Origin of the sequence: Candidatus Nitrosotalea sp. FS (assembly GCF_011319475.1) — an archaeon.
Classification (GTDB): domain Archaea; phylum Thermoproteota; class Nitrososphaeria; order Nitrososphaerales; family Nitrosopumilaceae; genus Nitrosotalea.
Genome location: NZ_RCMC01000244.1, coordinates 1 through 11,141, shown reverse-complemented (window position 1 = coordinate 11,141; position 11,141 = coordinate 1). Strand labels below are relative to the sequence as shown.

Annotated in this window: 11 protein-coding genes and 5 pseudogenes; 8 read left to right on the top strand and 8 right to left on the bottom strand. The window is 37.6% G+C overall.

Annotated features, from left to right (window positions below):
• Positions 1-171: 171 nt before the first annotated feature.
• A complete protein-coding gene (locus tag DYY66_RS09745; protein ID WP_166288743.1) occupies positions 172-684 on the top strand; it encodes a TIGR00725 family protein in 513 nt (170 codons plus the stop codon).
• Here DYY66_RS09745 and DYY66_RS09740 read toward each other — a convergent pair.
• Both DYY66_RS09740 and DYY66_RS09735 read right to left on the bottom strand, forming a co-directional pair.
• Entirely contained in the window at positions 677-1,813 is a 1,137-nt protein-coding gene (locus DYY66_RS09740; protein WP_166288740.1) for a 3-hydroxyacyl-CoA dehydrogenase family protein, read from the bottom strand. The two genes, DYY66_RS09745 and DYY66_RS09740, sit on opposite strands and share 8 nt — an antisense overlap.
• Positions 1,814-1,979: 166 nt before the next feature.
• A complete protein-coding gene (locus DYY66_RS09735) occupies positions 1,980-2,234 on the bottom strand; it encodes a hypothetical protein (RefSeq protein WP_166288737.1) in 255 nt (84 codons plus the stop codon).
• A gap of 114 nt (positions 2,235-2,348) precedes the next feature.
• Between DYY66_RS09735 and DYY66_RS09730 the strand changes: the two genes are divergently transcribed.
• Positions 2,349-3,008 carry a hypothetical protein gene (locus DYY66_RS09730; RefSeq protein ID WP_166288734.1) on the top strand — a complete coding sequence of 220 codons (660 nt, stop codon included), beginning with the start codon at positions 2,349-2,351 and terminating at the stop codon, positions 3,006-3,008.
• 5 nt (positions 3,009-3,013) lie between these two features.
• On the opposite strand, the gene DYY66_RS09725 is transcribed toward DYY66_RS09730, so the two are convergent.
• The 3 genes from DYY66_RS09725 to DYY66_RS09715 all read right to left on the bottom strand — a co-directional run bounded on the left by DYY66_RS09725 (position 3,014) and on the right by DYY66_RS09715 (position 4,127).
• Positions 3,014-3,274: a hypothetical protein gene (locus DYY66_RS09725; RefSeq protein ID WP_166288731.1), complete on the bottom strand. Its 261-nt coding sequence runs from the start codon at positions 3,272-3,274 to the stop codon at positions 3,014-3,016.
• A 149-nt stretch (positions 3,275-3,423) separates the two neighbouring features.
• Positions 3,424-3,819, bottom strand: coding sequence for a hypothetical protein (locus DYY66_RS09720; protein WP_166288728.1), 396 nt, complete (start codon positions 3,817-3,819; stop codon positions 3,424-3,426).
• Positions 3,820-3,872: 53 nt separating this feature from the next.
• Complete coding sequence (locus DYY66_RS09715; RefSeq protein WP_166288725.1) at positions 3,873-4,127, bottom strand: Lrp/AsnC ligand binding domain-containing protein; 255 nt, start codon at positions 4,125-4,127, stop codon at positions 3,873-3,875.
• An 83-nt stretch (positions 4,128-4,210) separates the two neighbouring features.
• On the opposite strand from DYY66_RS09715, the gene DYY66_RS09710 reads away from it, so the two are divergent.
• Positions 4,211-4,717, top strand: coding sequence for a hypothetical protein (locus DYY66_RS09710; protein ID WP_166288722.1), 507 nt, complete (start codon positions 4,211-4,213; stop codon positions 4,715-4,717).
• Here the strand turns inward: DYY66_RS09710 and DYY66_RS09705 are convergent.
• The 3 genes and pseudogenes from DYY66_RS09705 to DYY66_RS09700 form a co-directional block, all read right to left on the bottom strand.
• Positions 4,714-5,490 (bottom strand): hypothetical protein, encoded by a 777-nt coding sequence (locus DYY66_RS09705; RefSeq protein ID WP_166288719.1) that lies wholly within the window; start codon positions 5,488-5,490, stop codon positions 4,714-4,716. The genes DYY66_RS09710 and DYY66_RS09705 overlap by 4 nt on opposite strands.
• A 76-nt stretch (positions 5,491-5,566) precedes the next feature.
• A pseudogene (locus DYY66_RS14905) lies at positions 5,567-5,762 on the bottom strand (ERCC4 helicase); the annotation flags it as partial.
• Between the two features lies 1 nt (position 5,763).
• Positions 5,764-7,158 (bottom strand): annotated as a pseudogene (locus DYY66_RS09700) (DEAD/DEAH box helicase); the annotation flags it as partial.
• Positions 7,159-7,321: 163 nt separating this feature from the next.
• On the opposite strand from DYY66_RS09700, the gene DYY66_RS09695 reads away from it, so the two are divergent.
• From DYY66_RS09695 to DYY66_RS16475, 5 genes and pseudogenes are all read left to right on the top strand, one after another.
• Entirely contained in the window at positions 7,322-7,816 is a 495-nt protein-coding gene (locus DYY66_RS09695) for a dCMP deaminase family protein (RefSeq protein WP_218583709.1), read from the top strand.
• Between the two features lie 8 nt (positions 7,817-7,824).
• Positions 7,825-9,243: pseudogene (locus DYY66_RS14900) on the top strand (3'-5' exonuclease); the annotation flags it as partial.
• A 75-nt stretch (positions 9,244-9,318) separates the two neighbouring features.
• Positions 9,319-10,192: pseudogene (locus DYY66_RS14895) on the top strand (DNA polymerase domain-containing protein); the annotation flags it as partial.
• Positions 10,193-10,214: 22 nt separating this feature from the next.
• A pseudogene (locus DYY66_RS16480) lies at positions 10,215-11,027 on the top strand (LAGLIDADG family homing endonuclease); the annotation flags it as partial.
• Between the two features lie 8 nt (positions 11,028-11,035).
• A partial coding sequence (locus DYY66_RS16475) for a hypothetical protein (protein ID WP_394352630.1) occupies positions 11,036-11,141 on the top strand: 106 nt, incomplete at its 3' end.

The following is an 11,141-nucleotide window of genomic DNA, read 5'->3' as shown; positions in this document are numbered from 1 at the left end:
TGCTGCATACATGTACAAAAAACCAATTGTAGCAATAAAAAATAGTGGCGGAATTGCAGNAAGTGCACCATCTACAACTGCACCAAAAACAGAGACAAGTACCTAAGAAAAGGTTCTTTCTTTCAATTTTCTAAATACCATTTTTATTAGCTCAATTTTTTCATTCTATTTGTGCCAAAAAAAATTCAGATTTTAATAATTGGACATAATGAGAGCGGAACTACTCCAGAAACTGCAAAGCTGGCATATGAAACAGGTGTAGAAGTTGCAAAGTCTGGGGCTGTTTTGATCACTGGCGGTCTTGATGGCGTAATGAAAGCTGCATGTCATGGCGCAAAAGATGCAGGAGGTCTCACTGTAGGAATAATCCCACAAAATGAACCGTCATTTGCAAATGAATATTGTGATATTGTGATACCAAGCGGAATGGGCCTTGCAAGGGATTTTCTAAATGCATTATCTGGAGATGGTGTGATAATAATTGGCGGCGGTTCTGGTACATTATCTGAGACATGTGCTGCATACATGTACAAAAAACCAATTGTCGCAATAAAAAACAGTGGAGGGATTGCAGAAAAATATGCAGACCAATATTTGGATCACAGAAAAAGTGTACTAATAACCGGGGTGTCTTCACCAAAAGAAGCAGTTAAAGTAATTCTGGAAAAAATTCGTTCTACTTGAGAGATACTAGATACAGGTCAGGTTCGTAGAACTTGTTCTCTTTTGCAAGTCTTTGTAATTCTGATACAATATTTTGCATTCCAAATCCTTTTGCAGTTTCAAACAGTGGTTTTTTGAGTCCCATTCCAAGTAACAGTGCTTTTTCTATTTCTGGAACATCACTGGCTTGATTTGTTACAAGCCATGCTGCATTGTTCAAGACATTTCCAAGTAATTGTATTGGATTGAATTTCTTTGCAAGCTCTTCTGTAAGATTAATTCGCTCGTATTGTTCTCCTGAATACTTGTAAAATCCTTCTCCGCTTTTTTGTCCTAATTTCTTTTCATTGTATAGTTTTTCAATCAAAGGGTGTGGATTGATTACTTTTTTGTCACGTGAATGCATCTCTAATGTGGCCTTGTGAATTACATCCATGCCAGTAAAGTCTGCCAACTCAAATATTCCCATTGGAAAATGTAGTGTAAATTTTACTGCAGAATCAATCTCTTCTTTTGTTGCACCAGTCCTATCCATTGCATATGCTGCCTCGTGTACTAGAGGAATGAATAGCCTGTTTACGATAAAACCTGGAACATCTCTTTTGCATACCACTGGTTCTTTTGAGACTGATTTTACAAAACTAATTGTTGTATCAACCAGATCCTTTGATGTCTTTTGTCCTGGTATTACTTCAACTAATTTCATCAACTGTGGTGGATTGAAAAAGTGTATCCCGATGAATCTTTCTGGTCTTGATGTAGTATTTGCAATCTCTGTGATGGGTAAAGTACTTGTGTTTGATGCAAAGACTGTCTTTTGTGGTACCACCTTGTCTACTTCGGCATAGACTTTTTTCTTGAGGTCCATTATCTCTGGCACTACCTCTATCATCAAATCACAATCCTTTAGCGCTTCAGCCAAATCCACTATTGGTGTGATTCTTGAAAAAATCTCTTTTCCTTGATCTTCAGTAATTTTTTGTTTTGATACAAGTTTGTCAAGTGACCACTTGATCTTCTCCATTGCTTTATCCAAAAATTGCTTTTCAATATCTCGAAGAACTACATTATATCCTGACATTGCAGAAACTTGGGCAATTCCATGGCCCATTATTCCAGAACCTAAAACTGTGATGTTTTTGATTGTCATGTTTACTGGTCTAAAACACATCTATTTGTAAGTTTTTGGAGATGCATCTTTTTTCATTTAATTATTCAGATTGCAAAATTCAATTGTCCATTTTATGGACAATTCCGTTCCTGGTTTTGTCCATTTTGGGGGGAGTGGTCAAATGGTATGGTACAATGTTTCTGAACTAGATGTTATCTATAATCTGCTTTATGTGTGGTAAAATTTCAGGGAGTTCTCCTATGTGACTGACATTATTTTGTAATACGTCTGGGCCAATTCTTCTGACCCTCTGCGTGGCAATCAGGGTTGCAATGCCTCTGTCAATGTCTTTTTGAGGTAATACGGCCTTGAGTTTTTCAAGCAACGTATTTTCATCCTCATACTTTGAAATGGCATGCTGGAGCAATACCAGTTTATCATCGTTTGACAATTCTGCCATGATTATGACCAATTTGTCTTGATAAAAAATCTTTTTAAAATTTATTTATGTCAAGCCTGCCTGTTTTATTCAGTTATCCTCTTAAACCCCGTGCTAGATTTGAAATAGTAGATTTTGGATTTAGAAAAATTCACAGATGATGTGTATACCGTTGCTGAAAAACTAACAAATGGACATACTCCAGAAATAAAATCAAGGATAAATTTTGTACGAGAACGATTGATAGAACTATACAAGAAAAATCTTGTAAAGATAAATCACTCTGTACTAGAGATGATCTGCGCCGCTAATTTGATATCTCATGGTTATACCGTTGACATCGAAAAACAACTCTCCAACATTCTTGTCTGTGATGTATTTGCAACAAAAGGTGATGGCACATTCATCATGGAGATTGAAACAGGCTTTACCCCGCCTGATCATGCATTGGATACCATTGACTATTACGTGGCAAGAATATCAAGCAAGATAGCAAGATACAGTCAACACTGTTCTAAATTTGCACTTGCTACACCCGTTGTTGGAATACTGCCCATTCCAAAATTATTTCTCCAACCACCGAGTGATAGAAAAATAGAAGAGGTTCAAAGAATAAAAAATTTGGTAGACAGATTCTACAAAAACCCTCCAATTGAAATTGATGATATTCTCAATGCTAGATTGCATTCTGTATATCTCATCAACATTGACAAGGGATTTGCAAAACAACTAGACCCATACACGTATCTTGATCTGACTGAAAAGCTGCAAGATGCTAGCGAGTTAGACCTGTGATACACTCAGATGTATTCTTTCTTTGAGACAAGTTTGTTTACCTGACGAATTATTCTGCGAAATAACGGATCCTTCTCATTGCCTTCTACTGCAAGTGTTCCATCCTTGTAATAGTATATGGCAATTTTTCCGTCAATTGATATGATTTCAAATGATTCAAGCATTGCATCATGAAATGATGGATATTGGGACAGGACATGATCATTTTGCAGTCCCTTTTTTACGCGAAGATAGGAATCTGGAGGAACTGCTCTGTATCTGACCAAAACTATGTCATGGAAACTATGATTTGGTTATTTTTACATTGTTCGATTTGCGTCTTTCATCAGCACAGAATTTCATTTGCTCTTGGCTGTGATCTTGTATGGGTCTTGCACACATGGCACAAGTTGGATTTACTTCAATAGGCTTTCTTTCAAACTTCATAAAATTCGACGTCTTGTTCACTGGAATCTATCACCAATAAATTATTTCTATTCATTGATTGGTCCATCTGGATGATTGACCTCAAGATGAGCCCAGATATTCCAAGATGTGATGTAAGAAATGCAACGGCTTCCTCTATTGCATTTTCACCCCTATATCCTTCGTCATATGTCATTTCTATTACTCCCTTGTCAGTCTCAACAAGCACTGTTATCAGAGAATAGGGGCCAAGTTTTTCATCTTTTTTCTGAAGATATAGGTTTAGGCAGATGTTTTTTACGACATGACCTCTTTCAAGAAATTTTCCATCCGACATTAATACGACAGTCTTGTCAGGTGCTCTTTCTATCCTGTGTGGGTCTACAACTTCGATTATCTTTCCCATGGTATCATATCGTGACCAATCTAGATAATCTTTGGGTAAAATTTTAATGAAATCTACTTTTCACTGTCAATTGTACCGCCCTGACCATAAATTGCAGGTATTGAGACGGTACTTGTAACATGTGGAACGCTTCTCACCTTGCTTATTGTCAAATCCACTTTCATTACTTCGCCTGCTTGGATCTTTACAAATATGTCGTATTTTCCCATTATTCCGTTTACCTCGACCACGTTTGGTATCTCCTTGATCTTTTGTATTACCTCTTTTTCATTTCCTGGGATGCACGTTGCAAGAATGTATGTAATCATACAATGGTTTTGCCATATTGGATGTTAAATAACTTATCTTTTACAATTTTGTAAACCAGCTCTAAACCAATTTGTTGCATTATTTGAACAAAGTATGGTATGATACCATATCTAAAACATACAAGATGCGCATAAAAGACAATTCAACTGATGATTTGATAAAAATGTCAGAAAATGTCAAGGAAGAAATCGCAAAAGATGTTCTAGATACGTTTGGAATAGATTTGTCATTTCAGAAACTTGTGTACCATGATAAAGCCAAGCCTGTCTGGACACAACAGATTCGTGACAACAAGTCACTAAAACATGAGCTTGACTCGTTTCTAAACTTGGTCAAAAACAACCTGGAGTTATTGCCACAAATGATGAAGTTTGAAAAGGAGCATCCTGATACCATGGCAGAAAACAACTCTCATGATTCAATATCATATGATTTAGAGTTTCTCTGGATATGTGAGTCTCATGTGAAAAAATTTGAAAAAGAAAAATACCTTACACAAAAAGAGATCTCCAAATATTATTTGAAAATTCAGGACCTAAAAGACAAGATCAAGTGTATTACAGTTGAGAGCCTGCAAGATAATGTCTAAAAATGAATCTTTGAGACTCGTGACAATGTTACCGCTGCAATTATGGATATAGCTATTGCAAGGCCTGCCAATGGACCAAACTCTGGAATTACCGTGGCACCAGTTAGTTCAATCTCATTTGAGTTTGAAGGAATGGAACAATCAAGTATTCTAGTCGTGTCAGTTTCACTCTGTGCACACAAGATCTGGTTTCCATTTACTTTCAATACTATATTTCCTCCAGGTGTGTCAACTATTTTCTTTGGAATTTGATACTGTTGGTTTATTGACCCACCAATTATTTTTGTGGTATCCATTGAAATCTTGATTATCTTCTCAGTTGTAGACACTGAAACATCACCGTATTTTATCAAGTTTGTACCGTTTGTCCTTATTTTTATCTCGCTGTCAAAGACAGGAATTGTGGTCAACGCTCCTGCATTTAATACAAAATACAACTGATCTGATGAAGGGCCATACTTGATGTTTACAGAATATGTTCCGCCCATGGAATCATCGTTTAGTACAAAATCATGAACAAACAAATTGTTTAGCAATTTTTCTTGCCCTACATCATAGACATTACCCATAGGGTTTCGGACAATTATTGTGACAGGGTTACTGTTTACTATCTGGCCTACCGAACCGCTGATTATTACCTTGTCACCTGGTTGGTATGATGGCTTGTTTACAGTTGCAGTGATTCCAGACGAATCGTCTGCATAAATTGGAAGAATAGTTGAAGGTATAACAACAAGTGCGATTAGAATGAATATGTTTTTTGTAGATATCATCAAAAGTTTGTGGCATCCATATGATATTTAACTGTGATTTTATCTGATGCCCACAATTTCATGACTGTGTACGAACCTAGAAGAATGAATCTAGGCCTGTCTTTGATTTGGGTGTCTCTTGTTGCAAGAATTTATTCATCTTCTCACCCATGCCTTTTGCAGCTGTAACCTTGCGTTTTCCTATCCAGTAATATGTCTCATCGGTGGTATCTTTTGCAATCAAGACTACCAGTCTTCCATAATCTTTTCTTCCTGTACGACCCTTTCTTTGTNAGTAATATGTCTCATCGGTAGTATCTTTTGCAATCAAGACAACCAGTCTTCCATAATCTTTTCTTCCAGTACGACCCTTTCTCTGGATATATCGGATTGAGCTTGGTACATTATCAAAAAACACCACAAGATTAACTTCTGAAATGTCAAGACCTTCCTCTCCAACACGCGTTGCAATTAGGACCTTGTATTGTCCGTCTCGAAATTTTTGTATTGTTTCTATCTGTTTTTTTTGTTTGAGGCCTGTTTCTCCTGCCTTTCCAATCAAAAACCCTGAAGGTATTCCCATTTCGTTTAGTTTCTGATGTATCACATCCACTGAATCCCTGTAACTTGTAAAGACAAGTGCCCTTCCAGGAATTTCCTGTAACACTTCCCGTAGCTTATCCATCTTTGAATGCTCAATTCCTTTTTGTTGTGCTTGCTTTGCAAGCCTTACGCTTTTCCAAAATTCAAGTCATTTTCAAACAAATCTTTTATCCCAACTCCTTTCTTCTCCTGAGTTCTTTCACAGAATCTAAGAAATGATGTAACACCGTGTGATTCAAAGACATTTAGTGCATGTATGAGCCGTATTGCAGTAAAAAGAGGCTTGGCAGCCCTACGGTTTTGTCTTAATACAAACTCCCGTACACGCAAAAGCTCTGACATGGACCTGCTACCAGATAGATTGAGTCCTAGTTTTTTGAGTTCAAGATACCTCGAGTCTAGAGTAGCCTTGATCAAGGCTTGTATCTCCTTCATCTCAGGTCCAAGTTCTACTGTAATCCATTGTGTGTCTGTCTGTTGTACGTATGGACTCACATCTGGACTCTCTTCTGTTCTTTGCGCAATGCTTGCTATCTTGAGAATCTTTACCATCTCCTCTGCCTTTTGTTTTTCACTTGGTAAGGTGGCAGTCATTCCAATTATTCTTGCACCAGTATTTGTAATACGTTCTGCAATTCCAGAATACGCATAATCCCCAACAGTCCTGTGAGCTTCGTCAAATATTACAAGTGAAAACTGGTCAGGTGATACAATTTGTCTATCTAGATCGTTTTTTACAATTTCAGGAGTTGCGCATATTATGCTGTTTATCCAGAGTTTTTTTCTTTTTGCAAGAAGGTCTTCTCCAGTAACAAGTGCAATATCGTCTATCAGCAAATTATTTTTTAAAAACTCGTAATGCTGGTGAGCCAACACTCTAGTTGGAGCTAAAAACAACACTCCTCCCTTGCCTCTTGACAAAAATTCTGCAATCACGTGTAGTGCCACTGTTGTCTTGCCAAGTCCTGTTGGAAGTACGATAAGACAGTTCTCAGAGATGGCCTGCTTTGCCAGGTTGTCTTGATAGTCTCGGTGTTCTATACTTGACTTTTTGATGTACCTGTGTTCTACAAAACGGTCATTCAATTAATTCATGATTTGCATCATCTTGGTAAAAAGCTTGTTTAGGATAGAGAGTTGAGCTGTACATGCTTCAATTTTCACACTACATTTGTAATCTTATATTGAAGCGTTATACAGTTTCATTGTGAGTAAATCATTTGACCGTCCGACATGGGATGAATATTTTATGTTGCAGGCAGAGCTTGCAAAATTACGATCTAATTGTATCACAAGACAAGTTGGCGCAGTAATTGTGAGAGAGAACAGGCAGATTGCCACAGGGTATAATGGAACTCCACCAGGCGTAAAAAACTGCTTTGAAGGCGGATGTAAAAGATGCCAGCTTCGAATGGAGGGAAAAGTTGCCTCTGGAGAGGGCCTTGACAGATGTCTGTGCAACCATGCGGAGGCAAATGCCATAATGCATTGTGCAATATTGGGAGTGGGTTCTGGTACAAAAGACTCTACCATGTATACCACATTTGTCACATGTTTAGAGTGTAGCAAGATGGCAATAACAATTGGAATCAAAAGAATAGTCTGCCTTGGAAGCTATCCTGAAACTGATTATGAATTATTACGAGAAGCTGGATTGCAAGTCGTAGTTTTGGATAAAAACAGGATAAATCATTGGATAAAGGTGCTTTTAGAAGAACCAAATGCCAACCTAGTGCCAAAGTGATGATGTAAATGTCAAATGCAGTAGAAGAAGTAACAACCACTATGCCGCCTGCACTACTGGTCTCTGCAGCATATGATGGGCAAAAAAAATGTGCGGTGCTAAAATTTTATGAACCAGAATCTAAAACACTAAAACTTTGGTATGACAATACAGGGCACAAACCATACTGTTATTCAAAACTAGATCCGGAAGAATTAAAATTTTTGTCAAGCAGAACTGATGTGATAAAACTTGAAAGTGTCAAGCGAGAAGACTTGCTAAAAGACCATACGATAGACGTGACAAAAATTGTTGTAACAGATCCTCTTGCAATAGGTGGAACACAGACTGACAAAAGCATAAGAAACATGATGGAGACCTGGGAGTCTGACATCAAGTATTATGAAAATTATCTGTATGACAACTTGCTAATTGTTGGCAGGTATTATACAATTGAAGATGGTAAACTCAAAGAATATTCTTACAAGATACCTGATGAAGTTCAACTTGCACTAAAAGGCCTGTTGTTTGACAAGGTGACAAACATTGGCATCATAGATACCAAAGGATTCCAAAATCACATCAGTGAGTGGGCAAACCTTCTCAACCAACCCGTGCCTGACATACGAAGAATCACTTTTGATATAGAGGTAGAATCTGAGACTGGAAGAATTCCTGATGCCAAGATTGCTGATAAGAAAATTACTGCGATTGGGTTTTGTGCAAGTGATGATCTCAAGGCAGTCCTTGTCCTAAAACGTCCAGGACTGCAAATGGGTGAAAACGAACTTCCAAAAGATGTCAAGGTGACTTTCTATGAAGAAGACAAAGAGGCAGACATGTTACGTGATGCATTCAAAATTTTAGAAAACTATCCGTTTGTTATCACATTCAACGGCGATGAATTTGATATGCCCTTCATGTATAACAGGGCAGAAAGACTTGGGGTTCCACTAAAAGAAATTCCGCTGATAATGATGCGTGACTCGGCCACGCTCAAAAGAGGTGTGCATATTGACTTGTACAGGACATTTTCAAATCGCTCATTTCAAATCTACGCCTTTTCCCACAAGTACAATGATTTTTCACTGAACAGTATCTGTGAAGGACTAATTGATGAATCAAAGACAGAATATGAAGGAGAACTTGAGGATCTTTCGCTCTATGAACTTGCAAACTATTGTTTCAACGATGCAAGAATCACCCAGAAACTTACTAGTTTTAACAATGATCTTCTGATGAATCTGCTCGTAGTCATAACAAGAATTGGTCGCATGCCAATTGATGACATATCACGAATGGGAGTATCACAATGGATTCGAAGTTTGTTTTACTATGAACACAGAAAACACAACTTTTTGATACCACGTAGAGAAGAGCTTGACAAAAAATCAGGAGCTGCGTCAACAGAGGCAGTAATAAAAGACAAAAAATATCGCGGTGGTCTGNTACCGCGTAGAGAAGAGCTTGACAAAAAATCAGGAGCTGCATCAACAGAGGCAGTCATAAAAGACAAGAAATATCGTGGCGGATTAGTTGTAGAACCAACAGAAGGATCCACTTTAACGTATCTGTGATGGACTTTGCAAGTCTGTATCCTAGTATCATCAAGGTACGAAATCTCTCGTATGAGACAGTACGGTGCACGCATGATGAGTGCAAGACAAACATGATACCAGGAACTACGCACTGGGTTTGTACCAAGAAAAATGGCCTTACTGCTACATTGATTGGTTCTCTGAGGGATTTACGTGTAAACTATTACAAGAGTCTGTCCAAGAACCCTAGTCTCTCAGCCGACCAAAAACAACTGTATACTGTAGTAAGCCAAGCACTCAAGGTTATTTTGAATGCAAGTTATGGTGTAATGGGTGCGGAAATATTTCCATTATACTGTCTGCCTGTTGCAGAAGCAACCACGGCAGTTGGAAGATTTACAATTTTAGAGACAATTGAAAAATGTAAATCAGTCGGAATCGAGGTTTTGTATGGAGATACTGATTCGTTATTTTTGAAAGCTCCGTCACAGGACCAAGTACATGGGGTGGTAGAGTGGGCAAAGACAGAGTTTGGAGTAGACCTTGACTTGGATAAAGAATATCGCTACGTTGTATTTAGTACCAGAAAGAAAAATTATCTTGGTGTGCAAAAAGACGGCAAAGTCGATGTCAAAGGTCTGACAGGAAAAAAATCACACACCCCGCCATTTGTCAGAAATCTCTTTTATGAAATATTGGGAATTCTATCCCAGGTGCAAAATGAACAAGAGTTTACCCAGTCAAAGACAAAAATTAGTGACATGATATCAGGATATGCCAAGAGACTAAAAGCTCGACAGATTCCTCTTGCAGAGCTTGCATTTCATGTGATGATAAGCAAGGCGCCTGCAGAATATGTNATAATCCCAATAGAGACACTGATGCCAAAAACGGTAAGCAGTAGAAGATACAACAAATTTGGAGACATTGATGTATTAACTGAAAAAGGATTTACAAAAATAAAACACATCTATCGACATAAAGTAAAGAAAAGAGGATACCGAATTCTCACAAGAAAAGGATTTGTTGAATGCACAGAAGATCATAGTCTAGTCATAAATGGAAAAAGTGTAAAACCGTCTGATCTCAAAGTTGGTGACAAGATCAACCTAGTTCCATTCAAGACAGAATCTAAAGTGCATGTAAACTCGGATTTGGGATGGCTGTTTGGTCTTTTTATCGCAGAAGGCACGTGTAATACATACAAATATGAAAAACAACTCAAATATTCTTGGAGAATTGTAAATCAAGACAAGAAATTATTACAAAAAGCACAAAAAGTCATACGTGAACATTTGGCTTTGGAAACGTCCATCATAGACATTCGCAAAAGCTCTGCTACATACGCACTAATTCCAAAAGATGACCATAAACTGTTTGTTGACTATTTCCGATTACTTTGCTATCGCGGTGAAGAAAAAGGAGTTCCTCAAGCCCTATTGAATGCAAATATTGAGGCAAAACGGGCATTCATAAGCGGAATGTTAGATGGTGATGGCCATACTGACATTAACGGATTGACAATACTTGATCAAATACACAAGACAGTCATGGCTGGAGTCATAGTAATGCTTGAACAATTAGGAATTGAGTATTCATTACAAATACGAAAAGACAAACCAAATGTATGCAGGATTAGAATAATCAAGGATAAAAAAGACTCAAGAATAAAACAATCTGATGTTATAAAAAAANATTCAACATAAGTGGATATGTATATGACCTAGAAACAAAGAATCATCATTTTTGTGGAGGACTAGGCAATGTCTTGTTACATAATACTGATTCGTTATTTTTGAAAGCTCCAT

Coding starts and splice junctions, on each gene's coding strand:
- DYY66_RS09740 (WP_166288740.1), bottom strand. CDS start 1,813: ATGACAATCAAAAACATCACAGTTTTAGGTTCTGGAATAATGGGCCAT.
- DYY66_RS09735 (WP_166288737.1), bottom strand. CDS start 2,234: ATGGCAGAATTGTCAAACGATGATAAACTGGTATTGCTCCAGCATGCC.
- DYY66_RS09720 (WP_166288728.1), bottom strand. CDS start 3,819: ATGGGAAAGATAATCGAAGTTGTAGACCCACACAGGATAGAAAGAGCA.
- DYY66_RS09715 (WP_166288725.1), bottom strand. CDS start 4,127: ATGATTACATACATTCTTGCAACGTGCATCCCAGGAAATGAAAAAGAG.
- DYY66_RS09705 (WP_166288719.1), bottom strand. CDS start 5,490: ATGATATCTACAAAAAACATATTCATTCTAATCGCACTTGTTGTTATA.
- DYY66_RS09695 (WP_218583709.1), top strand. CDS start 7,322: ATGTTGCAGGCAGAGCTTGCAAAATTACGATCTAATTGTATCACAAGA.